This window comes from Streptomyces sp. NPDC048172, assembly GCF_043202595.1.
Lineage (GTDB): Bacteria > Actinomycetota > Actinomycetes > Streptomycetales > Streptomycetaceae > Streptomyces.
On sequence record NZ_JBIDAT010000002.1, the window covers coordinates 663588 to 690256 of the forward strand.

The following is a 26669-nucleotide window of genomic DNA, read 5'->3' on the forward strand; positions in this document are numbered from 1 at the left end:
TACGGGGGGTGTCCCCCGGGGGATCGCAGCCTGATGCGGTCCGTCGACCCGCCCGAGGGCCCGTGTCCGCCCCGCATGGAGGTGCTGCTCGACCGGGGCCCGTTCACGCTCGACGGCGAGCGGGAGGTGCTGCGGCGGCACCGTATCGATGTGGTGGTGACGAAGGACAGCGGCGGCACGGCCACCGCGCCCAAGCTGGCGGCGGCGCGTGAGGCGGTGCTGCCGGTGGTGGTGGTGCGGCGGCCCGCTGCGCCGGAGGGCGTGCCGGTGGTCACGGGCCCGGAGGCGGCGGCCGAGTGGATCCGGGCCAGGGCTCAGTCCTCGGGGTAGCGGCGGGGGGTCCAGACGATCTCTTCGCCGGTTCCGCGCCGTACGGTCCTGGTCTGTGAGGAGCCGACGAGCAGGATCGTGCGCATGTCGACGTCCGCCGGGTCGAGTTCGGCCAGCCGTACGATCCGTACGCGCTCGCCCTCGCCGCCCACGTCCCGCGCCAGCACCACGGGGGTGTCGGGGGCGCGGAACTCCAGCAGCAGTTCGCGGGCCTTGCCGACCTGCCAGGTGCGGCTGCGCGAGCCCGGGTTGTAGAGCGCGAGGACCAGGTCGGCCCGGGCTGCCGCCCGCAAGCGCTCCGCGATGACCTCCCACGGCTTGAGGCGGTCCGAGAGCGAAACCGTCGCGTAGTCGTGCCCGAGGGGCGCACCGGCGCGCGCGGCGGCGGCGTTCGCGGCGGTCACGCCCGGCAGGACCCGCACCGGGACCTCCGCGTACGCGTCCTGCGCCGCTGCCTCCAGCACGGCCGTCGCCATCGCGAAGACGCCCGGGTCGCCGCCGGACACCACGGCCACGCGCCGTCCGCGCCGCGCGAGGTCGAGCGCGAACTCGGCGCGCTCGGCCTCGACCTTGTTGTCCGAGCCGTGCCGCTCCTGCCCCGGCCGGTGCGGGACCCGCTCCAGGTACGTCGTGTAGCCCACGAGGTCGTCGGCGGCGGCGAGCGCGCCCCGCGTCTCGGGCGTCAGCCACAACGGCCCGGCGGGCCCGGTGCCGACGACCACGACCTCGCCCTGCTCCCGTGGCGCGGGGGCCGCGTCGACGCGACTCGGCAGCACCGCCACCGAGAAGTACGGCACCGACTCCGGGTCGACGTCCGCGAGCGCGCCCGTGCGCTCGCCCTCCATCGTCGCGCGCTCGACGTAGCGCGCCTCGTCCAGCCGTCCCGAACGCTCCAGCGCGGACCGCACCTTGGGGAACGTACGCCCCAGCTTCATCACCACCGCCGCGTCCGTCGACGCGAGCCGCGCGGTCAGCTCCTCCTCGGGCAGCGTGCCCGGCAGCACCGTCAGCACCTCCTCGGCCTCGCACAGCGGCGTGCCGAGCCGCGCCGAGGCCGCGCTGACGGAGGTGACTCCGGGGATCACCTCGGTCGGGTAGAGGTGCGCGAGGCGCTTGTGCATGTGCATGTACGAGCCGTAGAAGAGCGGGTCGCCCGCGGCGAGGATCGCGACCGAGCGCCCCGCGTCGAGGTGCGCGGCGAGCCGGGCCGAGGCCTCCTCGTAGAACTCGTCCATCGCGCCCTGGTAGCCGCCCGGATGGTCGGTGATCTCGACCGTGACCGGGTAGATCAGCCGCTCCTCGATGTGGTCCTCGCGCAGGTGCCGCGCGGCGATCGAGCGCGCGATCGACCGGCCGTGCCGGGCGCTGTGGTACGCGACGACGTCGGCGCCCGTGATGACCTCCACGGCGCGGACGGTCATCAGCGACGGGTCGCCGGGCCCGAGCCCGACGCCGTAGAGACGCCCTGCGGGGGTGGTGGCGCTCATTCTTCCTCGCTCGCAATCGCGTTGAGCGCGGCGGCCGCGATGGCGGAGCCGCCGCGGCGGCCGCGGACGACCAGGTGCTCAAGGCCGGAGGGGTGCGCGGCGAGCGCGTCCTTCGACTCGGCCGCGCCGACGAAGCCCACGGGCACGCCGATGACGGCGGCCGGGCGCGGAGCGCCCGCCCCTCCCTCCTCGATCATCTCCAGCAGCCGGAACAGCGCGGTCGGCGCGTTCCCGATCGCGACGACCGAGCCCTCCAGGCGGTCGCGCCACAGCTCCAGCGCGGCGGCGGAGCGCGTGGTGCCCAGCTCGGCGGCGAGCGCGGGCACGGAGGGGTCGGAGAGCGTGCAGACGACCTCGTTGTCGGCGGGCAGCCGCTTGCGGGTGACGCCGGAGGCGACCATCTTCGCGTCGCACAGGATCGGTGCCCCGGCGCGCAGCGCCTTGCGGGCGTGCGCCACCGCGTCCGGCGAGTACGCGAGGTCGCGCACGAGGTCGACCATGCCGCAGGCGTGGATCATCCGGACCGCGACCTGGCTGACGTCCGCGGGCAGCCCCGAGAGGTCCGCCTCCGCGCGGATGGTGGCAAAGGACTCGCGGTAGATCGCCGCGCCGTCCTTCTCGTAGTCGAACACTTTGCTCTCACTCACGGGGTCGGGGAGATGGGGGTGACGGGGGTGGCTTTGCCATCGCGTACGACGGAGACCCGGTAGGTCCCGTCCCCGGCGGCGACCACGTCCGTCCGGTCGCCGGGCGGGTGACCGCAGCGCCGTTCGCAGCCGGACCAGTGGACGGGCAGAAGGGGGACGTCCCACGCGAGGGACCGTTCGGCGTCGGCCCGTACGTCCGCGAGGGACTTGGCGCAGCCCGGCCGCCCGACGCAGGCGCTGACGCCGGGCCAGGGCGAGGCGGGGTCGGTGACCAGGCCGGTGGCGGCGAGCCGCGCGAGCAGGGCCTCGGCCCGCTCGCCGGAGACGCCGGGCACGGGGACGACGACCCCGCGCCAGGGGGTCAGCCGGAGCTCGCCGGACCCGGCTTCCCCGGCTTCCTCGGCCACCGTCGTCAACTCCCGCCACTGTGCGGGGGAGAGGCGCCCGAACGGCGCGTGCACGGAGAGGGCGCCGCGATGCGGGCCGGGCGCCGGGCCCTCCGTCAGCACGAGCAGGGGATCAGTGGTGCCGACCTGCGCGTGCGGGAGCCGCCCCGCGACCGTCTGTACCAACGCGTCCGGCGAGAGCGGGAGTTCCGCGACCCGCCACACCCGGCCGCCCTGCGCGCGCGCCGCCTCCACGAAGGTCTCGGCGGCGGTCAGCGCGGCCAGCGGCGCGTCCTCGTACGGCACGCGCAGCGCCTCGGCGGACGTCCCGACGGAGACGCGCGCGTGCCGCCCGTCCTCCGTCGCCCGTACCGTCACGTCCGCGCCGAGCGAGGCCACGTCCCCGCGGCCGTCGTCGAGCGCGAAGAGGAAGCGGCCGGAGAGCGCGGCGGCCGTCGCGCTGCCGCAGAGCAGCGCGTCGAGCCGGGTGAGCCACGGCCGTACGTCCGCCGTACCCTGCCGCCCGTCGAGCCCCGAGAGAGGGGACGCGACGACGTTCCGTACGCGCTCGTGGGCGTACGAGGGGAGCAGCCCGGCGGCGTCGAGCAGCGCGGCGAGTTCCGTGCCGCAGGCGTCGCCGCCCGCGAGGCCGCGGAGCTGGACGTTGCCGCGCGACGTGAGATGCAGCACTCCGTCGCCGAGCCGCCGCGCCGCCTCGGCGAGGGCCTCGGCCTGGCGGACGGTGAGCACGCCGCCGGGGACCCGTACGCGCGCCAGCGCCCCGTCGTCCGCCGCGTGCAGCCGCAGCGCGCCGGGGCAGGCGTCACCGCGCTCACCGTCGTCACGCGAGGTGAGGGGAGGGGTGCCGGGCGCCGTGGACATGGCGGCGAGCATACCGACCCCCACCGTGAGCCCGTTCGAACCGTATGACCCGTGCGTGACCTCCGGCCCTTACGATGCTTCTCGGCGGACCACCCGGTCCGTCATCGCCAGCGACGGCGACAGGGGAGGAAGCCGGTGCGAGCCCGGCGCGGTCCCGCCACTGTGAGCCCGGCCCGTGAACGTGAAGGGGCTGGGCGAGCCAGGAACTCCTGCCGTCCTACACCGCCCGGGGCGCGGACACCCCGAGGAAGGCCAGACGACGCATGCTCCTGCTCCTGTCGACGTCCGACACCGACCTGCTCAGCGCACGCGCGGCGAACGCGGCGGACGCCCCCGTGGCGTACCGCTACGCCAACCCCTCCCGGCTCCCCCTCGAAGAGCTCCCGGCGCTTCTGGACGGCGTCGAGCTCGTCGTCGTCCGCCTGCTGGGCGGTGTGCGTGCCTGGCAGGAGGGGCTCGACCAGCTGACCGCGACCGGCCTCCCCGTCGTCGTGCTCACCGGTGAACAGGCCCCCGACGCGCAGCTGATGGCCGCCTCCACGGTCCCCATCGGCATCGCCGCCGAGTCCCACGCCTACCTCGCGCACGGCGGCCCCGCCAACCTCGACCAGCTCGCCCGCTTCCTCTCCGACACCGTGCTGCTCACCGGGCACGGCTTCGAGCCCCCGGCCCCCGCGCCGACCTGGGGCGAGCTGGACCACCGGACGCTGCCGGGCACGACGCCCGAACTCCCGCTCGTCGCGGTGCTCTACTACCGCGCGCACCACATGAGCGGCAACACCGGCTTCGTGCACGCCCTGTGCGACGAGATCAACCGCGCGGGCGCCCGTGCCCGCCCGCTGTACGTCGCCTCGCTGCGTACCCCCGAGGCGGAGCTGGTCGAGGAGCTGCGCGAGGCCGACGCGATCGTCACCACCGTCCTCGCGGCGGGCGGCAGCCGCCCGGCCGAGGCGTCGGCGGGCGGCGACGACGAGTCCTGGGACGCGGGCGCGCTGGCCGAGCTGGACGTGCCGATCCTCCAGGCGCTCTGCCTCACCTCCTCCCGCGCCGACTGGGAGGAGAACGACGAGGGCGTCTCGCCGCTCGACGCCGCGAGCCAGATCGCGGTGCCGGAGTTCGACGGCCGCCTGATCACCGTCCCGTTCTCCTTCAAGGAGATCGACGAGGACGGCCTCCCGGCGTACGTCGCCGACCCGGAGCGCGCGGCGCGCGTCGCCGGGATCGCCGTCCGGCACGCCCGCCTGCGCCACATCCCGGCGGCGGAGAAGCGCCTCGCGCTCGTCCTGTCCGCGTATCCGACGAAGCACTCCCGCATCGGCAACGCGGTCGGCCTCGACACCCCCGCCAGCGCGGTGGCCCTGCTGCGGCGGCTGCGCGACGAGGAGGGCTACGACTTCGGGGACGCAGAGATCCCCGGCCTGGCCTCCGGCGACGGCGACGAGCTGATCCGCGCGCTCATCGAGGCGGGCGGCCACGACCAGGACTGGCTGACCGAGGAGCAGCTGGCCCGTAACCCCGTCCGTATCGCGGCCGGGGACTACCGCCGCTGGTACGCGACGCTGCCGCAGGAGCTGCGTACGGCCGTCGAGGAGCACTGGGGCCCGCCGCCCGGCGAGATGTTCGTCGACCGCAGCCGCAACGAGCAGGGCGACATCGTCCTCGCCGCCCTCCGCTTCGGCAATCTCCTCATCCTCATCCAGCCGCCGCGCGGCTTCGGCGAGAACCCGATCGCGATCTACCACGACCCCGACCTGCCGCCCTCGCACCACTACCTGGCCGCCTACCGCTGGATCGCGGCCCCGGAGCGGGAGGGCGGCTTCGGCGCCGACGCCATGATCCACCTGGGCAAGCACGGCAACCTGGAGTGGCTGCCGGGCAAGAACGCGGGCCTCTCCGCCGCCTGCGCCCCCGACGCCGCGCTCGGCGACCTCCCCCTCGTCTACCCCTTCCTGGTCAACGACCCGGGCGAGGGCACCCAGGCGAAGCGCCGCGTCCACGCCACGCTGATCGACCACCTCGTACCGCCGATGGCGCGCGCCGACTCGTACGGCGACATCGCCCGCCTCGAACAACTCCTCGACGAGTACGCCCAGATCAGCTCGATGGACCCGGCCAAGCTGCCCGCCATCCGCGCCCAGATCTGGACCCTCATCCAGGCCGCCAGGCTCGACCACGACCTCGGCCTGGAGGCCCGCCCCGACGACGACGGCTTCGACGACTTCCTGCTGCACGTCGACGGCTGGCTCTGCGAGGTCAAGGACGCCCAGATCCGCGACGGCCTGCACGTCCTCGGCACCGCGCCGTCCGGCGAGGACCGCGTCAACCTCGTCCTCGCCATCCTCCGCGCCCGCCAGATCTGGGGCGGCACGCAAGCCCTTCCCGGCCTGCGCGAGGCGCTCGGCCTGGACGAGTCGGCGGCGACCCGTACGACGGCCGACGAGGCCGAGGAGACGGCGCGCGCCCTGGTCCAGGCGATGGACGACGCGGACTGGGAGCTGTCGGCGCTCCCCACCACCCACGGCGACGAGGTCAGGGCGATCCTGGAGTTCGCGTCCCGCGAGGTGGTCCCCCGCCTGGCGGCGACGACGGCGGAACTCGACCACACGGTACGGGCCCTGAACGGCGGCTTCGTCCCCGCGGGCCCCTCCGGCTCCCCGCTCCGCGGCCTGGTCAACGTCCTCCCGACGGGCCGCAACTTCTACTCCGTCGACCCCAAGGCCGTCCCCTCCCGCCTCGCCTGGGAGACGGGCCAGGCCCTGGCCGACTCGCTCCTGGAGCGCTACCGCACCGACAACGGCGACTGGCCCACCTCCGTCGGCCTCTCCCTCTGGGGCACGAGCGCGATGCGCACGGCGGGCGACGACGTGGCCGAGGCCCTCGCCCTGCTGGGCATCCGCCCGGTCTGGGACGACGCCTCACGCCGCGTGACGGGCCTGGAGCCGATCCCGCTGGACGAGCTCGGCCGCCCCCGTATCGACGTGACGCTCCGCATCTCGGGCTTCTTCCGCGACGCGTTCCCGCACACGATCGGCCTGCTGGACGACGCGGTACGCCTGGCGGCGGGCCTGGACGAGCCTTCGTCCTCGAACCACGTAAGGGCCCACGTCCAGCAGGACCTGGCCTCGCACGGCGACGAACGCCGCGCCACCACCCGCATCTTCGGCTCCCGCCCCGGCACGTACGGCGCGGGCCTCCTCCAGCTCATCGACTCCCGCGACTGGCGCACCGACGCCGACCTGGCGGAGGTCTACACGGTCTGGGGCGGCTACGCGTACGGCCGCGATCTGGCGGGGCGCGAGGCCCGCTCGGAGATGGAGACGGCGTACAAGCGCATCGCGGTCGCGGCGAAGAACACCGACACCCGCGAGCACGACATCGCGGACTCCGACGACTACTTCCAGTACCACGGCGGCATGGTCGCCACGGTCCGTGCCCTGCGCGGCACGGCCCCCGAGGCGTACATCGGCGACTCCACCCGCCCGGAGACCGTCCGCACCCGCACGCTGGTCGAGGAGACGTCCCGCGTCTTCCGCGCGCGGGTGGTCAACCCCAAGTGGATCGAGGCGATGCGCCGCCACGGCTACAAGGGCGCCTTCGAACTCGCCGCCACGGTCGACTACCTCTTCGGCTACGACGCGACGACCGGCGTGGTCGCCGACTGGATGTACGACAAGCTCACGGAGACGTACGTCCTGGACCCGACCAACCGCGAGTTCCTCCAGGAGGCCAACCCCTGGGCCCTGCACGGCATCACCGAACGCCTCCTGGAAGCCGAGTCCCGCGGCCTCTGGTCCAAGCCGGACCCCGCCACGCTGGAAGCGCTCCGGGAGATCTACCTGGAGACGGAAGGCGAGCTGGAGCAGGACTGACCACCCGCACGAGTCAGCGGTCCGCGCGCCTTCGCGTGCGGACCGCTGACCGTCACGGCACGGAGGCGGGCTTGTGCCCGGGCCTCGACAGCTGGCGAGTGGCACCCCTACGCCGGCCTCCTTCGGCGTCGCTACGAGTTCCTGGCCAGGGAGATGAGCGCGTACGCATCGTCTGACCGGCGGCCACGCAGCCACACGGCGCGGGCTACCAGTCGTACTGCTGCTGTTGCTGCCGCGCGTCGTCGTCCTGCTGCTGTTGCTGCTGCCGACGGTGATCGTCGTCCGCCTGCTGCTGGGCGTGCCGCCGCGCTTCCTCTTCCTCCTCCTGCCGCCTCCGCCGGCGACGCTCCTCGTCCTCTTCCCGTCGGCGGCGAGCGGCTGCGTCGTCGTTGCCGGACGTGCTGGGCATAGCGGCTCCAAACAACAGTCGGGGCACCTACCTCATGGGAAAACCCCTACCCATGCCGCGGGCGCGGCATGGCAACCAGCGGTTGACCACGCTCGGCGCCCGACCGGCGTTCCGCTACGGCTGGAGGGTCAGGCCGAGCGAACACTCAAGGCCCGCCCTCCCCTCGTCGGTCACCTGGACCGCGCGCGGCACCGCGCCCCAGCGCACCCAGTCCAGCGCGAACAGCCGGGCCGTCAGCGCAGCGCCGAGACCACCGGCGAGGTGGTGGCGGTGCTCGCTCCAGTCCACGCAGTAGCGCACCACGGGGCGGCGCGGCGGCAACCGGCCGGTGTCGACACCGAGTTCGCGCAGCCGCTCCCGGCCGCTCTCGGTGAGCTCGTAGCGGATGTCCCGTCCGTAGGAGGCGGGACGGTCACGCACGGCGTCCTCGGGGCGGTGGACGCCGTCGTAGCCGGTCAGCACGGCGTGGTCGAGCAGCGCGCCCATCAGGCCGACGCCGAGCTGCCCGGCCAGGTGGTCGTAGCAGGTACGGGCGCGGTGCAGCGCGTTGGTGCGGTTGCTCTGCTTCAGCGAGGTGATGGGCAGCGGCGGGGCGATCAGCGCCAGGGCCTCGAGAGCGGCGGAGACGTCCGGACCGGTCAGGCGGTAGTAACGGTGCCTGCCCTGCCGGGTGACCGCGACGAACTCGCCCTCGACCAGCTTGGCCAGATGCACGCTCGCGGTGGCGGCGCTGACACCGGCCTCCCCCGCGAGCGCGCTCGCGGGCAGGGCCCGGCCGTCGGCCAGGCACTTGAGCATCCGCGCCCGCGAGGGGTCGGCGACCAGCGCGGCGGCACGGGCGATGTCGGTCTGCTGCTTGAGCGGCTCGTCCCTCATCACCACAACATACGACGACGACACTTTTACGTACGACGAAGTATCCAGCTCCGATGATCTCCCCATGACAACGCCGACCCCCGCACCCCCCACCGCGTTGGCCACTCCGGCCCAGCCCGAGCAGGCCGCGAGCGCCCGCACCGGGCAGGCCGCAGGCACCGACCCCGCGCCGGTCACGACGGCCCGCACCGCGCAGCCCACCGCGCAGCCCAAGGCTCCGCTGATCGCACTCAGCCTCGGCTACTTCCTCGTCATGCTGGACGTCACCGTCGTCAACGTCGCCATCCCGGACATCCGCACCTCGCTCGGCACCGGCGCCACGGCCCTGCAGTGGATCGTCGACGGCTACAGCACCCTCTTCGCCGGTCTGCTGCTGTTCGGCGGTGCGCTCGCCGACCGCGTCGGGCACCGCAGGACCTTCCTGACCGGCCTCGGCGTCTTCACCCTCGCCTCGCTGATCTGCGCCCTCGCCGGATCCCCCGCGGCGCTGATCGCGGGCCGACTGGTGCAGGGGGCCGGTGCGGCGCTGCTGGTGCCCGCGTCCCTCGGTCTGCTGCAGACCACCTATCCGCACAGTGCGGTACGGGCTCGCGCCGTCGCCGTCTGGGGCGCGGTCGCCTCGGTGGCCTTCGGCGCGGGGCCCGCCGTCGGCGGTCTGCTGATCGCGAGCAGCGGCTGGCGCGCGGTGTTCTGGCTGAACCTGCCCGTCGCCGCGCTCGCGGTCGCGCTGACCCTGCGTCATCTCCCGCCCACGGCCCGGCCGAGGCGCAGGAAGGCGAAGGCGGATCCGCTGGGTCAACTCCTCGGTGTCGTCGGCCTCATCGCGCTGGCAGGCGGCCTCAACGAGGTGGGCTCGCGCGGCTGGACCTCACCGCTGGTGCTCTCGGCGGTCGGCCTCGGCCTGGCCGCCCTCGTCGCCTTCGCCGCCGTGGAACGCGCTCTTGAGGCACGCGTCCCGGCAGGCGGCCGACGGGCCCCGCTGCTCCCACCGTCACTGTTCCGCTCTCGCGCCGTCACCACCACCACAACCATCGGCCTGCTGATCAGCCTCGGTTACTACGGGATGCTGTTCCTGACCACCCTGTACTTCCAGCAGGAGCGCGGTTTCAGCGCCCTGGCGACGGGCCTGGCCCTGCTGCCGTCGGTGTGCATGGGCCTGGTCGCCGCCCCGCTGTTCAGCCGGATGGCCACCCGCACCGGTACGTACGCGGTCATGGCCGCAGGCCTCGTACTGGGCATGCTCGGCTTCCTCGGCTGGCTGCCGGCCGGGCCCCACACCCCGTACCCCGTGCTGCTGTTCGCCTTGATCGCCACGGGCCTCGGCCAGACGATGACTGCCCTCGCCGCCACCGCCACGCTCGTCGACGCCGCTCCCGTCGCGGACGCGGGCATCGCCTCCGCCGTCTTCAACGTCTCCCGCCAGGTCGGCAGCACCATCGGAGTCGCGCTCTTCGGCACCTTCGCCACCACGGCGTCGGGCTTCACCGCGGGTCTGCGCCTGTCGACCGGTCTCGCCGCGGCGGCCTTCGCGACCGGAGCCCTGCTCGCCCTCACCGCCCGGCGCCGCGCCGCCACCCGCACCACCAGCGCCACCTGAGAACGACCGTCCGCCCCCCGACACACACAACCCGTGAACCCGTGAACCCGTGAACCCGTGAACCCGTGAACCCATGAACCCGTGAGAGGAACCTCCACCATGCCGGACAAGACGACGACCACCGCGACCGCACCCGCCCAGCAGCTGACCGCCGAGGTGCTCCACTACACGGCCTTCACCACCAGCCCGACGGGCGGCAACGGAGCCGGAGTCGTCCTCGACGCCTCCTCCCTCAGCGACGCCGAGAGGGTGACGATCGCCGCCGAACTCGGCTACTCGGAGTCCGCCTTCGTCACCCCCGGACCCGGACCCGGCCCCCGACCCGGATCCGGGGGTGCCCCGGACGACGCCCGGTCCTTCACGCTGCGCTTCTTCAGCCCCAAGGCGGAGGTCGGCTTCTGCGGCCACGCCACCGTCGCCACCGCTGTGGCGCTCGGCGAGCGCCTCGGTGCGGGCGACTTCGACTTCCACACCGCCGCGGGCCACGTGCCCGTCACCGTCCGGGAGGAGGACGGCGTACTGAAGGCCACCCTCACCAGCGTCACCCCCCACGTGGACGACGTGTCCCCGGCGGATGTGACGGAAGCCCTGGCCGCGCTCGGCTGGCGGACCGGCGAGCTCGACGCCCTGCTGCCCCCGAAGATCGCCTTCGCGGGCGTCCGCCACCTGGTGCTGGCCGCGGCCACCCGCGAGCGACTGGCCGACCTGGACTACGACTTCGACCGGCTCCTGCGGCTGATGCGGCGGCTCGACCTGACCACCGTGCAACTGGTGTGGCGCGAATCAGCGACCGTCTTCCACGTCCGCGACCCGTTCCCGGTCGGCGGCGTGGTGGAGGACGCCGCGACCGGCGCCGCAGCCGCGGCCTTCGGCGCCTACGCCCGCGAACAAGCCCTCGTCCCGAACGACGCTCGGCTCACCCTCCACCAGGGCCACGACATGGGCCGCCCCTCACACCTGGAGGTCACCCTCCGCGCCGACGACCCGCGCGTACGCGTCACCGGCGCCGCGATCCGCACCCGCCCGGCGGCGGCGCCGGCCTCGTAGCGCCGGTGGGGGGACAGGGAGAGCGCGGGGCGTACGGGCTGACCACCCATGACCACCACCCAAGAACGGCCCAGAGGCCCGACCCGCACTGCGGATCAGGCCCCTGAACCCGGAACAGCTACGTTTCGCTGGTGGGGTGGTGCGGTGTCACGCGGAGGAGGCGGACCGCAGGCGCATGTCGCCGGGGCCTGCCCCCGGCGTGTTGGTGCAGGCGTGGTCGCCGGGGGTCTTCGCGAGCTTGAGGCCGAGGCAGGCGCCGAGGGCGCGCTGGCCGTAGTAGTTGGGGTGCAGGGACTCCTGGCGCTGGCCTTGTCCGTGGCCGGAGGTCACGAAGCGGACCCATTCACTGGTCCCGCCCGAGGGCTGGTGGTCACGGTCGGCCTGGACGGTGGTGGTGGAGCAGATCTCCCGGCCGTCGAAAGCACGGGACAGGTCGAGGAATTCCGCGTCGGAGGTGCGGGCGGCCTCGGCGAGGGTGGTGCTGATCCGGGGGACGAGTTCGTCGTGGGCCCAGGTGAGGTCCTTGTCGAAGAACGGGCAGCCGCCCTGCGTCATACGGTCGTACCCCTCGCCTTCGTAACGCATCCGTGCGGCATCGGGCAGGGGCGAGGGGTAGGACTGCAGGATCAGCCGGTAGCTGCCCTTCGGGTGCCCTGCCCGGTCCATGGCGGTGGTGACGTCGGCCAGCGATTTGCCGGCCGCTTCGCGCATCGCGGGCAGCCGCTCGCCGACCTTGGCGTCTTGATCCGGAGCGCAGGGGGAGGCTCCGAACGGCTTGAGGAAACTGGTGGCGCAGGAGGAGATGACGTCCTCGAAGCCGAGGTCGTTGCCGCCGATGGAGACGACGACCGCGCGTACGGGGTGGCCGGTGACCGCGTCCTGGAGCTGCTGCGCCTGGGAGGGTTCGGTCTTGAAGGGGCTCCCGCCGTTCTCCGGCAGCAGGACCCCGGTGGAGGTGGCGCCCGAGCAGGCGAGGTTGAGCCGGTGGCCCTGGCCGGGCGCGGAGTTGACTTCGGCGCTGTCGGAACGGTTGCACCGGTCGTCGTAGGACGCGCCGTACACCTTGTGCGGATCTTCCGTGTCCGTCGCGGCGTCGTACGCCCGGTCGGTACGGGAGTAGCCGTCGGCACTCTCATTGCTGTTGCCCGCCCAGCGCCCCGCCTCACCGGAGATGAAGCTGTCGCCCACCGACACCACCCACGGCGCCTCGGCCTTGCTCTGCACCGGCGCCGCACCGGCCGGCGTGAGTGCCGCCGCGCTCAGCGCGGCTCCTGCCAGAACCGTCGCTGCCGCGATCCGTCGATGACGCCCAAGAAGATTCATACCCGGTCGAATTAGCGGCAAAGGGACCGGATACTCCCGCACAGGGACGTGACCACTCCAAGGAGTACGTCCCCCGTTGACGCACCCCGCCAGGCCACCCACCGCCCCGCGAGCCCGCCACCCCGACCACCGGGCAACACGGACGCCTAGCAGACGGCCATGGCCCCCCCACACGGCCCCCAGAACGACCCCGCACAACAGAACAGACCCGGCGCTGATCTCTCAGCACCGGGCCTGACCTGGTGTTTCCTCTGTCGGGGTGGCGGGATTTGAACCCACGACCTCTTCGTCCCGAACGAAGCGCGCTGCCAAGCTGCGCTACACCCCGAAGCAACGACGACTACTTTAGCCCAGGTGAGCCGTGAGGCGAAATCCGGTTTCTGGCGGGGCCCGCACCGGGCCCGCGCAGGGCCCGAGCCGGGCCCGAGCCGGGTGCGCGAGGGGCCCGACGGCCCCGCCCCGCTCAGTCCTCGCGCGGAGTCAGGGTGAGGAGCGTGGCCTCCGGGGGGCAGGCGAAGCGGACCGGGGTGTAGCGGTTGGTGCCGCAGCCCGCGGAGACGTGGAGGTACGACTCGTGGCCGCCCGCGCGGTGGGCGGAGAGGCCCTTCACACGCTCCGTGTCCAGGTCGCAGTTGGTGACCAGGGCGCCGTAGAAGGGGACGCAGAGCTGGCCGCCGTGGGTGTGACCGGCGAGGATCAGCGGGTAACGGTCCGCGGTGAAGGCGTCGAGGACACGCAGGTACGGGGCGTGGACGACGGCGAGCGAGAGGTCGGCGTCCGCCTCGGGGCCGCCCGCCACCTCGCCGTAGCGGTCGCGCTTGATGTGCGGGTCGTCGAGGCCGGTGAGGGCGATCTCCTGGCCGCCGTCGAGCTTGATCCGGCCGCGGGTGTTGGAGAGGCCGACCCAGCCCGCCGCGTCGAAGGCGTCCCGCAGGCCCTCCCACGGGTTGTGGAGGGCGCCGACCACGGGCGCGTTCCCGTTCAGGCCGTGCCGCCCGGTCGCCTTCTCGATCAGATACTTCGCGGGGTTGCCCAGCCGCGGACCGTAGTAGTCGTTCGACCCGAAGACGTACGCCCCGGGGAACTCCATCAGGGGGCCGAGCGCGTCCAGGACCTCGGGGACACCCTCGGTGTCGGAGAGGTTGTCGCCGGTGTTGATCACGAAGTCCGGGCGCAGGCCCGCGAGCGACTGGAGCCAGCGCTGCTTCTTGCGCTGCCCGCTGACCATGTGGATGTCGGAGACCTGGAGCACCCGCAGGGGATGCATCCCGCGCGGAAGTACGGGAACGGACACCCGTCGGAGGCGGAAGGAGCGGACCTCCACCCCCGCCGCGTAGCCGACGCAGGCCGCGCCGAGTGCCGTGATGCCAAGGGAAGCTGCCAGGGGAATGCGGTATCGCGCGCGCATCGTCCTATCGTCGCAGACGCCGCCAGCCCGGCGCAGTCGGTCCCCCATGCCGGGCCCCTGGCACACTGAGCGCATGACCACGCTCAAATCCCGTCTCCAGGACGACCTCACCGCGGCCATCAAGGGACGCGACGAGCTCCGCTCCTCCACCCTCCGGATGACCCTCGCCGCGATCACGAAGGAGGAGGTCGCGGGCAAGGAAGCGCGCGAACTCTCCGACGACGAGGTGCAGAAGGTCATCACGCGCGAGGCGAAGAAGCGCCGCGAGGCGGCCGAGGCGTTCGCGGACGGCGGGCGCGCCGCGCAGGCCGAGCGGGAGCAGGCCGAGGGCGAGGTGCTCGCGGACTACCTGCCGAAGCAGCTCTCGGACGAGGAGCTGGACTCGCTGGTGGCCGATGCGGTCGCGGAGGCGCAGGCGGCGGGCGCCGAGGGGCCGCGTGCCATGGGCGCCGTCATGAAGATCGTCAACCCCAAGGTCGCGGGCCGCGCCGAGGGCGGCCGGGTGGCGGCCGCGGTGAAGCAGCGGCTGGCGGGCTAGCCGCACCGGCCAGTGATCGGTACCGATCGGTGCCGTACGACGTGTAAGGGGCGCCCTCCCATGGAGAGCGCCCCTTACCTATGCCCTATAACCGCTTACCGTTTACGGCCAGCCGCCGCCGACGTCCCAGCCTCCGCCGCCGTCGCCCCAATCGCCGCCGTTCCCGCCGCCGTTGGACCAGCCGCCGCCGTTGCCGTTCCCGCCGCCGTTCCCGTTGCCGCCGCCGTTGTCGCCGCCGCCGATGAGGTCCGGCGGGACTGTCACGTCAGGCCACGGGTCCGGATCGGGGTCGGGGTTCTGGTTGTCGTCGTCCCCACCGTCGTCCCCGCCGTCGTCGTGACCGCCGCCGCGCCCCTTGTCGGGGTCGCGGATCTTCACGTGGTTGAAGTCGGGGGCGGGCTTGTCCGCGAGGGCGCCCTGCATCGCGTCCCGCCAGATGGGACCGGGGACCTCGCCGCCGAAGACCTTGTCGTACGGAACACCGCCGATGGTGATGTTGACCATCCGCGTACGGTGCGCGGGGTCGCCGACCCAGACGGCACCGGACATGTTCGGGGTGTAGCCCACGAACCAGGCGGCGTACCGCTGGTCCGTCGTACCCGTCTTGCCCGCGCTGTCCCGCCCGCTGAGCCCGGCCTTCTTGCCCGTGCCGTCCTCGACCACGCCCCGCAGGAGCGAGTTGACCGTGTCGGCCGTCTTCGTCTTCATGGCGCGCTTGCAGGTGGTCTTGGGCACCTTCAGCTTCTTGCCGCGCGGGTCCGTGATGGACTCGATGGCGACCGGCGTGCAGTGGACGCCCCGGTTGGCGAAGGTGGCGTAGCCCTCGGCCATGGTCAGCGGCGACATCTCCTGCGTGCCGAGCGAGATCGACGGCACCTGGTCGATCTTCTTGCCGTCGGCCCGGTCGATGCCCATCTTCTTGGCCATGGAGGTGACGGGGCAGACGCCGGTGTCGGAGATGAGCGAGACGAAGTAGGTGTTGACCGACTTCGCGGTCGCCTCCTTCATCCGGTACGGACCCTTCTCCGACCGGTTCTCGTTCTCGACCGGCGCCTTGCCCTTCCAGTCGCCCTTGCACGTCTTCACCGGCGACGGGTACTGCATCCGGTACGGCGAGGGATACGACTTGTACGGGCTCGTGCCCCGCTCCAGCGCCGCCGCCGCGATCACCGGCTTGAACGTCGACCCGGGCTGGTAGCCCGCGCCGCCGCCCATGCTGCGGTCGACCGACAGGTTGATCTGCGTCTGGTTCTTCCCGAAGCCGTACGGACGGGACTGGCCCATGCCGCGGATCTTCCCCGTGCCGGGCTCGACGATCGAGACAGCCGTCGCGACCTTGTCGGACTTGTTGACGTGCTGCTCTATCGAGTCGCGCACCGACTGCTGCGCCTTGGGATCGAGCGTGGTCCGGACGGTGAGCCCGCCCTGGTTCCAGCGCTTCGCCCGCACCTTGGACGTCTTGCCGAAGGCAGGGTCCTTCAGGAACACCTCGCGCACGTAGTCGCAGAAGAAGCCCGCGCCCTTCACGGCCGTGATGCAGCCGTTCTGCGGCCTGCTGACGTTCAGCTTGATGGGCTTCTTCTTCGCGTCGGCCACCTCGGTCCTGGAGACGTCGCCGTGCGCCGCCATCCGGTTGAGCACGGTGTTACGGCGCTTCTTCGCCTCCTGCTCGTCATTGACCGGGTCGTACCGGCTCGGGGACTGCACGATCCCGGCGAGCAGCGCGGACTCCTCCAGCGTCAGGTCCTTCGCCGACTTGGAGAAGTACCGCTGCGCGGCCGCCTCCACGCCGTACGCCTGCTGGCCGAAGAACGTGATGTTGAGGTAGTTCTCCAGGATCTGCTTCTTGCCCAGCTCCTCCTCGACCTGGATCGCGTACTTCAGCTCCTTGATCTTCCGGCCGACGGTCTGCTGGGTGGCGAGGGCGACCTTGTCCGGGTCGTTGCCCGCCTCCTCGACGAAGACGTTCTTGACGTACTGCTGGGTGAGCGTCGAGGCGCCCTCGGAGACCTCACCCGAGCGGGCGTTCTTGTTGACCGCGCGGAGCACGCCCTTGAGGTCGATGGCGCCGTGCTTGTAGAAGCGCGCGTCCTCGATCGCCACGATCGCCTGGCGCATGTACGGCGAGATGTCCTTGAGGTCGACGACCGTACGGTCGCGCGAGTAGACCTTGGCGATCTCGCCGCCGTTCGCGTCCAGGATCGTGGTGCGCTGGCTGAGCGGCGGGCGCTTCAGATTGACCGGCAGTTCGTCGAATCCCTCGACGGTTCCCTTGGCGGCCAGGCCCAGTGTCCCGATCGCGGGCAGCGCGAGCCCCGCCATCACGGCACCGGCGAGCACACTGACGCCGACGAACTTGGCGGCCTGCTGGGGACCGGTCAGTCCACCACCCGCGCGCTTCTTAGCCATGGGGAGAGCCTACGACGGGAGTGGCCGTCCACCGGGCTCCGGTGCGCCCGGAGCCGTCGGACGGGGGATGCGGGGTGGGGGCGACGGGGTGGGACGACCCGCCGTCGGGGAAAGACGCAAACGCCGGACAGGGGCGCGCCCGGTCGCTTAGGCTGGGCTCAGTTTCGTTCTCACACACGTCACTTCGGCGGTTTTCCGTCACAGACTCTCCCTCGCCCTCGTAGTCACTCAAGTGAGTGATGAGAACTGCCCGGATTCCCGTCATATGCCAGGAGAAATCGGTAAGACGCGTGTCCGGCGGTCCTCGCAACCCCCGTGGAGACCTGGTGAAGGGCATCTGAACTGCCCGGATGCGCCGGGAACGTCGGGCTTGTCACCCGCTCACTCCGTTGGGTGATCTGCCGCATACGCATAGTCCGTTCGGGCCATTCAAGATTGGGCCCGCAGGGGGTGTTGCGCCCTGCCTGCCTTCCGTAACGTCCTCAACTGGCAACGGTGAATATGCCGTTCGCCGCCGTGGGGGAGCCTCGATTCGGGAGAGGACGGCGCCGGCTATGAGCTGGGTGACAGACTGGAGTGCGCAAGCAGCGTGCCGCACTACGGATCCGGACGAACTATTCGTGCAAGGGGCGGCGCAGAACCGCGCCAAGGCCGTGTGCACCGGGTGTCCGGTGCGGACGGAGTGCCTCGCGGACGCTCTCGACAACCGGGTGGAATTCGGTGTCTGGGGCGGTATGACCGAGCGGGAGCGGAGGGCGCTGCTGCGCCGTCGCCCGACGGTCACCTCGTGGCGCCGCCTGCTGGAGACAGCGCGCTCGGAGTACGAGCGCGGCACGGGCGGAATCCTGCCCGTGGACTTCGACGACGAAGAGCAGGACTACGCCGCGGCGGGCTAGCCCCGACGTCCGGACGGCAGACGGGCCGCTCGGACACCGGCAGCACGAGCCACGTCAGCACACGCGGCCTCGGCATCCGAGGCGTCGGCACGAGGCATGCCGACACGAGCTGAGCCCACACGTGCGACATGGGCAACGCGTGCCACACGCGTGCATGCACGGGCCCCAGGGCCACGCCGCGCGGAGCCGCGGCACAAGCGACGGCTACTGACCCACGGACAGCAGCGACGGGTAAGACGGCTCCGGCGACACGCGCAGCACGCAGGACACGCGCGGCTCGTACGGCACGCGGTGCGCAGCACGTGCGGGCGTACCCCGCCCCGGCGCCTCAGCCTCAGAACGTCCGGACGGCAGACGGTGTCGTCGGGACGTGGGCGGGTCAGGACGTGGCGGACTGCCGAGCCAGCCGCTCACCCACGGTGCGCAGGCCCGCGAGATCGTGTACGTCCCCGGGCAGCGCGACGACCTCGGCCACGGGCACCTCGGGGTGCAGGGCCGTGAAGCGGTCACGCGTGCGCCGCTCGCGTGCGAGCAGCCGCATGCGCTCTGCGTGCAGCCGGAGCAGACCGGCGGCCAGCAGGTCCACCTGCGTGGCCCCGTCGGACCCGTCGGGCTCCGTCTCGGTCTCGGGCTCGTCGGTCCCGGTGTTGTCAGCACCCACGGCGTGCGCCGACGGCGACGGAGGAGTGTCGGCGTCGGACGCGGGAGAACCCGCTGAGGAGGCGTCGGCCGTACCGGCCGTGGATGCGCTGTGCGTGTCGTGCGTACGCGGTACCTGGTGTGCTGTCCCCCCGGTCGTGTCTGCCGCGTCTGCGGCGGTGTCAGCGTCAGCGGTCGCGTCCGGCGCGTCGGAGTGCGGCGGGCCGGACTGCGGTGCGGACTTCTCCGTGACGGGAGAGGTCCGTGAATTCCTGGCGGCGTGCGACGTGCCGTCGGCGGGCGAAGGAGTGGTGGCGGGCCTGGCTGGGCCAGGGCCGTCTGTGACGGGGGAGCCGTCCTCGGGAACCATGCCCTCGGAGTCGGCCGACGGGGCGTTTCGCCCTTCACCCTTCCCCGGGCCGCGATCCACAATGCCGCGGTCCTCAAGATTTTCCGCCGCCGCGAGGGCCCGTTCGGCGCTCAGTCCGGCCGCGTCCGTGCCGTGCATCCGGTTGAGCACCAGCCCCGCCAGAGGCATACGGTCGGCCGCCAGCCGCTCCACGAAGTACGCCGCCTCGCGCAGCGCGTCCCGCTCCGGCGCCGCGACCACGAGGAAGGCCGTGCCCGGCGCCTGGAGCAGCCGGTAGGTGGCGTCGGCACGGGTGCGGAAGCCGCCGAACATGGTGTCCATCGCGGCGACGAACGTCTGCACGTCCCGCAGCAGCCCGGCGCCCAGCAGCTTGTTGAGCGCGCCCGTGAACATCGAGAGCCCGGCCATGCCCAGGTTCACGAACTTCATCCCGGCCCGCCCGCCGACCTTCGCGGGCGCCATCATCAGCTTGATGAACTTCCCGTCCAGGAAGGAGCCCAGCCGCTTCGGCGCGTCCAGGAAGTCCAGGGCCGAGCGCGACGGCGGGGTGTCCACGACGATGAGGTCCCACTCGTCGCTCGTCCGGAGCTGGCCGAGCTTCTCCATCGCCATGTACTCCTGCGTACCGGCGAAACCGGCCGACAGGGACTGGTAGAAGGGGTTCTCCAGGATCGCCTTGGCCCGCTCGGGGTCCGCGTGCGCCTCGACGATCTCGTCGAACGTCCGCTTCATGTCGAGCATCATCGCGTGCAGCTCGCCGCCCGCCGAGGTGTCCACCCCGGGAACCTCGCGCGGGGTGTTGTCCAGCTCGGACAGGCCCATCGACTGCGCGAGACGGCGGGCCGGGTCGATGGTCAGCACGACCGTCCTGCGGCCGCGCTCCGCCGCCCGTACGCCCAGCGCGGCGGCCGTCGTCGTCTTGCCGACGCCGCCCGAGCCGCAGCACACGACGATCCGGGTCCGCGGGTCGTCCAGCAGGGGGTCGACGTCGAGCAGGGTCTCCGTGTCGAGAGTGCCGAGGGCGTCGAGGGTGTCGAGGGCGGTCTCGGCCGCCGGTCTGTCCCCGGTGCTCATGGATGTCTCCCCTTCCGCGGCGTCCGTGCCCGCTCTTCGCCCGCTCTTCCGGCCGTCACGGCCACTGCTCGCGCAGTTCGCTGGAGAGCCGGTACAGGCCCGCCAGCTCGACTCCCTCGCCGAGCAGGCTCAGCTCCCGTACGGGCGCGTTCTGCCCGTGCAGCTCGGCGCGGAGCCCGCTCTCCAGCCTGACGCGTTCGGCGTGCTCCTGACCCTGGGCCAGCAGCGGCGCGACCAGGCGCTCGGCACGCCCGCCCCGGCGGGCACCGCCCAGCCCGGCGCGCGCGAAGGCGCGTGCGAGGTCCCCCGTGCGCTCCTCGGCGCCGTCCAGGTGCTCCTCGCCGGGCAGGGAGGGACGCACCATGTTGACCACGAGCGCGCCGGTGGGGAGCCCCGCGGCGCGCAGCTCCGCCAGACCGTCCACGGTCTCCTGCACGGGCATCTCCTCCAGCAGCGTGACCAGATGGACCGCTGTTTCGGGTGACTTGAGGACGCGCATGACGGCCTGCGCCTGGTTGTGCACGGGGCCGACCTTGGCCAGCCCGGCGACCTCCTCGTTCACCCCCAGGAAACGGGTGATCCGTCCGGTGGGCGGCGCATCCATCACCACCGCGTCGTAGACGGGCCGCTGGTGCTTGTCCCTGCGGCGCACCGCCTCGCACGCCTTCCCGGTCAGCAGGACGTCCCGCAGCCCGGGGGCGATGGTCGTCGCGAAGTCGATGGCGCCGAGCCGTTTGAGCGCACGTCCGGCGCTGCCCAGCTTGTAGAACATCTGGAGGTAGTCGAGCAGCGCGCGCTCGGCGTCGATCGCCAGCGCGTACACCTCGCCGCCGCCGTGCGAGACGGCGATCTTCCGTTCCTCGTACGGCAGCGGCTCCGTCTCGAAGAGCTGCGCGATGCCCTGCCTGCCCTCGACCTCGACGAGCAGCGTGCGTCGTCCCTCGCCCGCCAGCGCGAGCGCGAGGGCGGCGGCGACCGTCGTCTTGCCGGTCCCGCCCTTGCCGGTCACTACGTGGAGCCTGCTCACGGCTGGGAGCCTAACCAGCGCGCGCCCGGGCTAGTCGCGAGGGATTAGGGTCGTCCCCATGACGAAGTGGGAATACGCGACCGTGCCGCTCCTCGTGCACGCGACCAAGCAGATCCTGGACACCTGGGGCGAGGACGGCTGGGAGCTGGTCCAGGTCGTTCCGGGGCCCAACAACCCGGAGCAGCTCGTGGCGTACCTCAAGCGGGAGAAGTCCGCGTGAGCGCCGTCGAGGACAAGCTCGCCGAGCTGGGGCTGAGCCTCCCCGAGACGGCCACCCCCGCGGGTGCGTACGTGCCCGCGCAGCGGTCCGGCAGCTACGTCTGGACAGCGGGCCAGGTCCCCCTGGTCGAGGGCGCCCTCCCGGTCACCGGCAAGGTCGGCGGCGAGGTCACCGCGGAGGAGGCCAAGGAGCTCGCGCGTACGTGCGCGCTGAACGCGCTGGCGGCGGTCAAGTCCGTCACCGGCGACCTGGACCGCATCGCGCGCGTCGTCAAGGTCACCGGTTTCGTGGCCTCGGCCCCGGACTTCACCGGCCAGCCGGGTGTCATCAACGGCGCGAGCGAACTGCTCGGCGAGGTCCTGGGCGCCAGGGGCGTCCACGCGCGCAGCGCGGTGGGCGTCGCGGTGCTGCCGATGGACGCGCCGGTCGAGGTCGAGATCCAGGTCGAGCTCACCGAGTGACGGACCGCTGAGGGACGAATGGCGGGCGCCGCGCCCGCGTGCTGATCATCACGGCCCGCTGCCTCTCGAACATCGAGGCGGCGGGCCGTAGCATCCGCCCATGTCGTCTACCAACGGCCAGTGGTACCCGCCGCAGTGGCCGGAGCGCATCCGGGCACTCGCCGCGGGAGAGATCACGCCCGTCACCCCGCGCCGCGCGGCGACCGTGCTGCTCCTGCGCGACACGCAGGACGGGCCGGACGTCTACATGCTGCGCCGCCGCGCCTCGATGGCCTTCGCGGGCGGCGCCTACGCGTACCCCGGCGGTTCCGTCGACCCGAGGGACACCCGGGAGACCCGGTGGGCGGGTCCGGCCGTCGCGGAATGGGCGGACCGTTTCGGCACGGACGAGGCGACGGCACGGTCCATCGTCTGCGCGGCCGTACGGGAGACGTTCGAGGAGGCGGGCGTCCTGCTCGCCGGGCCCGACGCACGCACCGTCGTGGCCGACACCACGGGCGACGACTGGGAGGAGGACCGCGCGGCCCTCGTCGCGCGGGAGCTGTCCTTCGCCGACTTCCTCGCCCGCAGGGGGCTCGTCCTGCGCAGCGACCTGCTGGGCGCCTGGGCGCGCTGGATCACCCCGGAGTTCGAGGAACGGCGCTACGACACCTGGTTCTTCGTCGCCGCGCTCCCTCAGGGGCAGCGCACCCGTAACGCCTCTACAGAGGCCGACCGTACGGAATGGGTGCGCCCAGGGGACGCGGCCGACGGGTACGACGGGGGCGAGCTTCTGATGATGCCGCCGACCATCGCGGCCCTGCGCCAACTGCGTCCGTACGGTACGGCCGCCGCCGCGCTCGAAGCCGCCGTACGGCGCGACCTCACGCCCGTGATCGCACGGGCTCGCCTGGAGGACGGGCAGATCGTCCTGACGTGGCCGGGGCACGAGGAGTTCACCAAGCGCGTCGACCAGCGGGACGACCGGCCGGCCGGCGAGCGGACCGACAAGGGGACCGATACCGCATGACCGACGCCGCAGCACTCCCCGGCCAGCCGCGCGGCGGCGGGATCGACGGCCAGGCGAGTCCCCGCGCGCACTGTGTGCTCGCCCCCAACCCCTCGCCCATGACGCTCGACGGGACGAACACCTGGATCGTCTCCGAGCCCGGTTCCGACCTCGCCGTCGTCATCGATCCGGGTCCGCTGGACGACGCCCATCTGCGCGGGGTCGTCGCCACCGCCGAGCAGCAGGGCAAGCGTGTCGCGCTCACCCTGCTGACCCACGGCCATCCGGACCACGCGGAGGGCGCCGCCCGTTTCGCCGAGCTGACCGGGACGCACGTACGGGCGCTCGATCCGGCGCTGCGCCTGGGGGACGAGGGACTGGCCGCGGGGGACGTCATCACGACCGGCGGCCTGGAGATGCGCGTCGTGCCGACCCCCGGCCACACCGCCGACTCGCTCTGCTTCCACCTGCCCGCCGACGCGGCAGTGCTGACGGGCGACACCATCCTGGGCCGCGGCACCACGATGGTGGCCCATCCGGACGGACGGCTCGGCGACTATCTGGACTCCCTGCGCCGTCTGCGCTCCCTGACGGTCGACGACGGCGTGACCCGCATCCTTCCCGGCCACGGGCCCGTGCTGAACGACGCACAAGGAGCGGTCGACTTCTACCTCGCGCACCGGGCCAACCGTCTGGCCCAGGTCGAGACGGCGGTCGAGGAGGGGCACCGTACGGCCTCCGAGGTGGTCGCCCACGTCTACGCGGACGTGGACCGCACCCTCTGGCCGGCGGCCGAGCTGTCCGTACGGGCACAGCTCGACTATCTGGGCGAGCACGGGCTGATCTGACAGCCCGGGGCCGCCCTCTCCGGGGCACGGGCGCTCAGGGGCACCCACAAGCACCCGCAGGTGCCCGGAGGCTCTCACAGGCGCGTACGCGGCCTCTGACGGCTCTGGCAGAGGTCCGGAGGTGTCCTGGTCCCGGGCGCCCGGTCGCCCGGGCGGCGTGCCCGCGCGGGATCAGCGCGAGCGCTTCGCCAGGCGCTCGATGTCGAGCAGGATGACCGCGCGGGCCTCCAGACGGAGCCAGCCGCGGCCCGCGAAGTCCGCCAGCGCCTTGTTGACCGTCTCGCGGGACGCGCCGACCAGCTGGGCCAGCTCCTCCTGCGTGAGGTCGTGCACCACGTGGATGCCCTCCTCGGACTGCACGCCGAAACGGCGCGACAGGTCGAGGAGCTGCTTGGCGACCCGGCCCGGCACGTCGGAGAAGACGAGGTCGGACATGGAGTCGTTGGTGCGCCGCAGGCGCCGGGCGATGGCGCGCAGCAGCGCGGTGGCCACCTCCGGGCGTGCGTTCAGCCAGGGCTGGAGGTCGCCGTGGCCCAGGCCGAGCAGCTTGACCTCGGTCAGCGCCGAAGCCGTCGCCGTACGCGGACCCGGGTCGAACAGCGACAGCTCGCCGATCAGCTCGCCGGGGCCGAGCACCGCCAGCATGTTCTCGCGCCCGTCCGGGGAGGTGCGGTGCAGCTTCACCTTGCCCTCGGTCACGACGTAGAGACGGTCGCCTGGGTCGCCCTCGTGAAACAGGGCCTCGCTCCGGGCGAGAGTCGTCTCGGTCATGGAGGCACGCAGCTCAGCGGCCTGCTCCTCATCGAGCGCCGCGAAGAGCGGCGCGCGCCGCAGAACGTCGTCCACGAGTTCTCTCCTTGTCGACCTGCCCATGGGATGCGTCAATCCCATGATGCCGGACGGTCAAACAGTGCGATCAGTCACAGCAATCAGTCACAAGTTTGACGTACGCACACCGGGCCCCCCAACGCAGGGGTTGATTGGGGTCGTGAATCGGCTGCGTGCGGGGCGAATGTCGGTCGCCCCCCTTAGTCTGGCCGGGTGTCCAATACCCCGGTGAGCGCACGGAGAGAGGGGGCCGGGCGGGTGACGGCAACGGAGGATTCCGCTGTGGGCGAACACGACCCCGCCAAGAAGGCGAAGGGGACGAAAGCCGCGAAGAAGACCGTGACCAAGAAGGCCCCGGCCAAGAAGACCGCCGCGAAGAAGACGGCCCCCGCGAAGAAGACCGCGGTCAAGAAGACGGCGGCGGCGAAGAAGGCCCCGGCGGCGAAGAAGACGGCCGCCAAGAAGGTCCCGGCCAAGAAGGCCGCCGCTCCCAAGAAGACGGCCGCTCCTAAGAAGACAGCAGCCAAGAAGACGGCCGCTGCTCCTAAGAAGACCGCCGCTTCCGAGTCGCACCTCTCCAAGGTCCGCCGGGCCCGCCGTATCAACCGCGAGCTGGCCGAGGTGTACTACTACGCGCACCCCGAGCTGGACTTCGAGAACCCCTTCCAGCTCCTCGTCGCCACCGTCCTCTCGGCCCAGACCACGGACCTGAGGGTCAACCAGACGACGCCCGCGCTCTTCGCCGCCTACCCCACGCCCGAGGACCTGGCCGCGGCCAATCCGGAGGAGCTGGAGGAGCTGATCCGCCCGACCGGCTTCTTCCGCGCCAAGGCGAAGTCGCTGCTCGGCCTCTCCAAGGGGCTCAGGGACGACTTCGGCGGCGAGGTCCCCGGCACCGTCGAGGAGCTCGTCAGGCTGCCGGGAGTCGGCCGCAAGACGGCCTTCGTCGTGCTGGGGAACGCGTTCGGGGTCCCCGGGCTGACCGTCGACACCCACTTCGGGCGGCTCGTGCGCCGCTGGAAACTCACCGAGCAGACCGACCCCGAGAAGGTCGAGGCCGAGATCGGGGAGCTGCTGCCCAAGAGCGAGTGGACGATGTTCTCGCACCGCACGATCTTCCACGGCCGCCGCGTCTGCCACTCCCGCAAGCCCGCCTGCGGCGCCTGCCCGATCGCCGAGATCTGCCCCTCGTACGGGGAGGGGGAGACCGATCCGGAGAAGGCGAAGAAGCTGCTCAAGTACGAGATGGGCGGCCAGCCGGGCCAGCGCCTGAAGCCCCCGCCGGACTACCCGGGCACCCCGGCGCCCCCGCTCCCGGGACGGCCCGCGCCGACGGCCGCCGGGGCCGCCCGGTGACGGGTGCCCACAGTCGGTCGGCCCGGAGCGCCGATCCGGAGCCGCCGTCGCAGCCGTACGGCCGTGTCGAGGTCAGCGACCGCGACCTGCCCGGCTGGCTCACGCCCGTCCGCGACGCCTCGCGGACGGTCCGGCCCACCCAGCTCAGCCGTTTCCTGCCGCCCGAGGACGGCGGCGGGCGCCCCTCGGCCGTGCTCGTCCTCTTCGGAGAGGGACGGCAGGGGCCGGAGATGCTGCTGATGGAGCGCGCCTCCAGCCTGAGGTCCCACGCGGGCCAGCCCTCCTTCCCGGGCGGCGCGCTCGACCCGGAGGACGGGGACCCGCAGGGCGAGGGGCGGCTCCGCGCGGCGCTGCGCGAGGCCGAGGAGGAGACGGGGCTCGACCCCTCGGGGGTCCAGCTCTTCGGCGTCCTCCCGAGCCTCTACATCCCCGTGAGCGGCTTCGTGGTGACCCCCGTGCTCGGCTGGTGGCGGCGGCCGACGCCCGTCGCGCCCGTGGATCCCGCGGAGACCGCACGGGTGTTCACCGTGCCCGTCGCCGACCTCACCGATCCGGCCAATCGCGCCATGGCGGTGCACCCTTCGGGCCATGCCGGCCCGGCCTTCCTCGTCGGCTCCGCACTGGTCTGGGGATTCACCGCGGGGGTCATCGACCGGATCCTGCACTACGCGGGCTGGGAGCGTCCGTGGGACCGCGACCGCCGGGTCTCGCTCGACTCCCGCGCATGAGACGGTGTCTCTTCCGTTGGAGTAGA

Annotated in this window: 23 protein-coding genes, 1 tRNA gene and 1 riboswitch; of the genes, 12 read left to right on the forward strand and 12 right to left on the reverse strand. The window is 72.5% G+C overall.

Annotated elements, in window-relative coordinates; all coding sequences use genetic code 11:
* The first annotated feature begins 33 nt into the window (after positions 1–33).
* Positions 34–330, forward strand: a complete 297-nt coding sequence (locus tag ACGF3A_RS11650) for a precorrin-6A/cobalt-precorrin-6A reductase (RefSeq protein ID WP_393728354.1) — start codon at positions 34–36, stop codon at positions 328–330.
* On the opposite strand, the gene ACGF3A_RS11655 is transcribed toward ACGF3A_RS11650, so the two are convergent.
* The 3 genes from ACGF3A_RS11655 to cobG are packed head-to-tail and all read right to left on the reverse strand — an operon-like array spanning position 315 to position 3732.
* Positions 315–1817, reverse strand: a complete 1503-nt coding sequence (locus ACGF3A_RS11655; RefSeq protein WP_393728356.1) for a precorrin-2 C(20)-methyltransferase — start codon at positions 1815–1817, stop codon at positions 315–317. The two genes, ACGF3A_RS11650 and ACGF3A_RS11655, sit on opposite strands and share 16 nt — an antisense overlap.
* The gene (locus ACGF3A_RS11660; RefSeq protein ID WP_393729102.1) at positions 1814–2449 is read right to left on the reverse strand and encodes a precorrin-8X methylmutase; all 636 of its coding nucleotides are present in this window, start codon (positions 2447–2449) and stop codon (positions 1814–1816) included. Before ACGF3A_RS11660 ends, ACGF3A_RS11655 begins: the two co-directional genes overlap by 4 nt.
* A gap of 11 nt (positions 2450–2460) precedes the next feature.
* On the reverse strand, positions 2461–3732 hold the full coding sequence (gene cobG / locus ACGF3A_RS11665; RefSeq protein ID WP_393728358.1) for a precorrin-3B synthase: 1272 nt from the start codon (positions 3730–3732) through the stop codon (positions 2461–2463).
* A 125-nt stretch (positions 3733–3857) separates the two neighbouring features.
* Positions 3858–3941: riboswitch (cobalamin riboswitch) on the forward strand.
* A 54-nt stretch (positions 3942–3995) separates the two neighbouring features.
* On the opposite strand from cobG, the gene cobN reads away from it, so the two are divergent.
* Complete coding sequence (gene cobN, locus ACGF3A_RS11670; RefSeq protein ID WP_393728360.1) at positions 3996–7601, forward strand: cobaltochelatase subunit CobN; 3606 nt, start codon at positions 3996–3998, stop codon at positions 7599–7601.
* 205 nt (positions 7602–7806) lie between these two features.
* Here cobN and ACGF3A_RS11675 read toward each other — a convergent pair whose 3' ends face one another.
* Positions 7807–8010: a hypothetical protein gene (locus ACGF3A_RS11675; RefSeq protein ID WP_393728361.1), complete on the reverse strand. Its 204-nt coding sequence runs from the start codon at positions 8008–8010 to the stop codon at positions 7807–7809.
* A gap of 114 nt (positions 8011–8124) precedes the next feature.
* Positions 8125–8886, reverse strand: a complete 762-nt coding sequence (locus ACGF3A_RS11680; protein ID WP_393728363.1) for an ArsR/SmtB family transcription factor — start codon at positions 8884–8886, stop codon at positions 8125–8127.
* Between the two features lie 64 nt (positions 8887–8950).
* Between ACGF3A_RS11680 and ACGF3A_RS11685 the strand changes: the two genes are divergently transcribed.
* Together ACGF3A_RS11685 and ACGF3A_RS11690 are read left to right on the forward strand one after the other, a co-directional pair.
* The gene (locus ACGF3A_RS11685) at positions 8951–10483 is read left to right on the forward strand and encodes an MFS transporter (protein ID WP_393728365.1); all 1533 of its coding nucleotides are present in this window, start codon (positions 8951–8953) and stop codon (positions 10481–10483) included.
* A 99-nt stretch (positions 10484–10582) separates the two neighbouring features.
* Positions 10583–11530, forward strand: coding sequence for a PhzF family phenazine biosynthesis protein (locus ACGF3A_RS11690; protein ID WP_393728367.1), 948 nt, complete (start codon positions 10583–10585; stop codon positions 11528–11530).
* Positions 11531–11677: 147 nt separating this feature from the next.
* Here ACGF3A_RS11690 and ACGF3A_RS11695 read toward each other — a convergent pair whose 3' ends face one another.
* The 3 genes from ACGF3A_RS11695 to ACGF3A_RS11705 form a co-directional block, all read right to left on the reverse strand.
* On the reverse strand, positions 11678–12754 hold the full coding sequence (locus tag ACGF3A_RS11695) for a GDSL-type esterase/lipase family protein (protein ID WP_393728369.1): 1077 nt from the start codon (positions 12752–12754) through the stop codon (positions 11678–11680).
* Positions 12755–13107: 353 nt separating this feature from the next.
* Positions 13108–13181, reverse strand: a tRNA-Pro gene (locus tag ACGF3A_RS11700).
* 135 nt (positions 13182–13316) lie between these two features.
* On the reverse strand, positions 13317–14261 hold the full coding sequence (locus ACGF3A_RS11705) for a metallophosphoesterase (RefSeq protein ID WP_393728371.1): 945 nt from the start codon (positions 14259–14261) through the stop codon (positions 13317–13319).
* 73 nt (positions 14262–14334) lie between these two features.
* Between ACGF3A_RS11705 and ACGF3A_RS11710 the strand changes: the two genes are divergently transcribed.
* Positions 14335–14799 carry a GatB/YqeY domain-containing protein gene (locus ACGF3A_RS11710; RefSeq protein WP_393728373.1) on the forward strand — a complete coding sequence of 155 codons (465 nt, stop codon included), beginning with the start codon at positions 14335–14337 and terminating at the stop codon, positions 14797–14799.
* A 102-nt stretch (positions 14800–14901) separates the two neighbouring features.
* On the opposite strand, the gene ACGF3A_RS11715 is transcribed toward ACGF3A_RS11710, so the two are convergent.
* Positions 14902–17208 (reverse strand): transglycosylase domain-containing protein, encoded by a 2307-nt coding sequence (locus ACGF3A_RS11715; protein WP_393728375.1) that lies wholly within the window; start codon positions 17206–17208, stop codon positions 14902–14904.
* A gap of 554 nt (positions 17209–17762) precedes the next feature.
* On the opposite strand from ACGF3A_RS11715, the gene ACGF3A_RS11720 reads away from it, so the two are divergent.
* Complete coding sequence (locus ACGF3A_RS11720; protein WP_393728377.1) at positions 17763–18104, forward strand: WhiB family transcriptional regulator; 342 nt, start codon at positions 17763–17765, stop codon at positions 18102–18104.
* A gap of 379 nt (positions 18105–18483) precedes the next feature.
* Here the strand turns inward: ACGF3A_RS11720 and ACGF3A_RS11725 are convergent, their stop codons facing one another.
* Positions 18484–20187 (reverse strand): ArsA-related P-loop ATPase, encoded by a 1704-nt coding sequence (locus ACGF3A_RS11725; protein ID WP_393728379.1) that lies wholly within the window; start codon positions 20185–20187, stop codon positions 18484–18486.
* A gap of 55 nt (positions 20188–20242) precedes the next feature.
* A complete protein-coding gene (locus tag ACGF3A_RS11730) occupies positions 20243–21214 on the reverse strand; it encodes an ArsA-related P-loop ATPase (RefSeq protein ID WP_393728381.1) in 972 nt (323 codons plus the stop codon).
* Positions 21215–21272: 58 nt separating this feature from the next.
* Between ACGF3A_RS11730 and ACGF3A_RS11735 the strand changes: the two genes are divergently transcribed.
* The 4 genes from ACGF3A_RS11735 to ACGF3A_RS11750 all read left to right on the forward strand — a co-directional run bounded on the left by ACGF3A_RS11735 (position 21273) and on the right by ACGF3A_RS11750 (position 23731).
* Positions 21273–21434 carry a DUF4177 domain-containing protein gene (locus tag ACGF3A_RS11735; RefSeq protein WP_075033571.1) on the forward strand — a complete coding sequence of 54 codons (162 nt, stop codon included), beginning with the start codon at positions 21273–21275 and terminating at the stop codon, positions 21432–21434.
* Positions 21431–21895, forward strand: coding sequence for a RidA family protein (locus tag ACGF3A_RS11740; protein ID WP_393728383.1), 465 nt, complete (start codon positions 21431–21433; stop codon positions 21893–21895). The genes ACGF3A_RS11735 and ACGF3A_RS11740 overlap by 4 nt, the downstream gene beginning before the upstream one ends.
* A gap of 100 nt (positions 21896–21995) precedes the next feature.
* A complete protein-coding gene (locus ACGF3A_RS11745; RefSeq protein ID WP_393728385.1) occupies positions 21996–22904 on the forward strand; it encodes an NUDIX hydrolase in 909 nt (302 codons plus the stop codon).
* On the forward strand, positions 22901–23731 hold the full coding sequence (locus tag ACGF3A_RS11750) for an MBL fold metallo-hydrolase (protein WP_393728387.1): 831 nt from the start codon (positions 22901–22903) through the stop codon (positions 23729–23731). The genes ACGF3A_RS11745 and ACGF3A_RS11750 overlap by 4 nt, the downstream gene beginning before the upstream one ends.
* Before the next feature lie 171 nt (positions 23732–23902).
* On the opposite strand, the gene ACGF3A_RS11755 is transcribed toward ACGF3A_RS11750, so the two are convergent.
* Positions 23903–24577 carry a Crp/Fnr family transcriptional regulator gene (locus ACGF3A_RS11755; protein ID WP_393728389.1) on the reverse strand — a complete coding sequence of 225 codons (675 nt, stop codon included), beginning with the start codon at positions 24575–24577 and terminating at the stop codon, positions 23903–23905.
* 264 nt (positions 24578–24841) lie between these two features.
* Here ACGF3A_RS11755 and nth point away from each other — a divergent pair, with 264 nt between their 5' ends.
* Positions 24842–25915: an endonuclease III gene (gene nth, locus ACGF3A_RS11760; RefSeq protein WP_393728391.1), complete on the forward strand. Its 1074-nt coding sequence runs from the start codon at positions 24842–24844 to the stop codon at positions 25913–25915.
* A gap of 86 nt (positions 25916–26001) precedes the next feature.
* Positions 26002–26643: an NUDIX hydrolase gene (locus tag ACGF3A_RS11765; RefSeq protein ID WP_393729104.1), complete on the forward strand. Its 642-nt coding sequence runs from the start codon at positions 26002–26004 to the stop codon at positions 26641–26643.
* Positions 26644–26669 lie beyond the last annotated feature (26 nt).

Coding starts and splice junctions, on each gene's coding strand:
- ACGF3A_RS11650 (WP_393728354.1), top strand. CDS start 34: ATGCGGTCCGTCGACCCGCCCGAGGGCCCGTGTCCGCCCCGCATGGAG.
- ACGF3A_RS11655 (WP_393728356.1), bottom strand. CDS start 1,817: ATGAGCGCCACCACCCCCGCAGGGCGTCTCTACGGCGTCGGGCTCGGG.
- cobG (WP_393728358.1), bottom strand. CDS start 3,732: ATGTCCACGGCGCCCGGCACCCCTCCCCTCACCTCGCGTGACGACGGT.
- cobN (WP_393728360.1), top strand. CDS start 3,996: ATGCTCCTGCTCCTGTCGACGTCCGACACCGACCTGCTCAGCGCACGC.
- ACGF3A_RS11675 (WP_393728361.1), bottom strand. CDS start 8,010: ATGCCCAGCACGTCCGGCAACGACGACGCAGCCGCTCGCCGCCGACGG.
- ACGF3A_RS11680 (WP_393728363.1), bottom strand. CDS start 8,886: ATGAGGGACGAGCCGCTCAAGCAGCAGACCGACATCGCCCGTGCCGCC.
- ACGF3A_RS11685 (WP_393728365.1), top strand. CDS start 8,951: ATGACAACGCCGACCCCCGCACCCCCCACCGCGTTGGCCACTCCGGCC.
- ACGF3A_RS11690 (WP_393728367.1), top strand. CDS start 10,583: ATGCCGGACAAGACGACGACCACCGCGACCGCACCCGCCCAGCAGCTG.
- ACGF3A_RS11705 (WP_393728371.1), bottom strand. CDS start 14,261: ATGCGCGCGCGATACCGCATTCCCCTGGCAGCTTCCCTTGGCATCACG.
- ACGF3A_RS11710 (WP_393728373.1), top strand. CDS start 14,335: ATGACCACGCTCAAATCCCGTCTCCAGGACGACCTCACCGCGGCCATC.
- ACGF3A_RS11715 (WP_393728375.1), bottom strand. CDS start 17,208: ATGGCTAAGAAGCGCGCGGGTGGTGGACTGACCGGTCCCCAGCAGGCC.
- ACGF3A_RS11720 (WP_393728377.1), top strand. CDS start 17,763: ATGAGCTGGGTGACAGACTGGAGTGCGCAAGCAGCGTGCCGCACTACG.
- ACGF3A_RS11725 (WP_393728379.1), bottom strand. CDS start 20,187: ATGAGCACCGGGGACAGACCGGCGGCCGAGACCGCCCTCGACACCCTC.
- ACGF3A_RS11735 (WP_075033571.1), top strand. CDS start 21,273: ATGACGAAGTGGGAATACGCGACCGTGCCGCTCCTCGTGCACGCGACC.
- ACGF3A_RS11745 (WP_393728385.1), top strand. CDS start 21,996: ATGTCGTCTACCAACGGCCAGTGGTACCCGCCGCAGTGGCCGGAGCGC.
- ACGF3A_RS11750 (WP_393728387.1), top strand. CDS start 22,901: ATGACCGACGCCGCAGCACTCCCCGGCCAGCCGCGCGGCGGCGGGATC.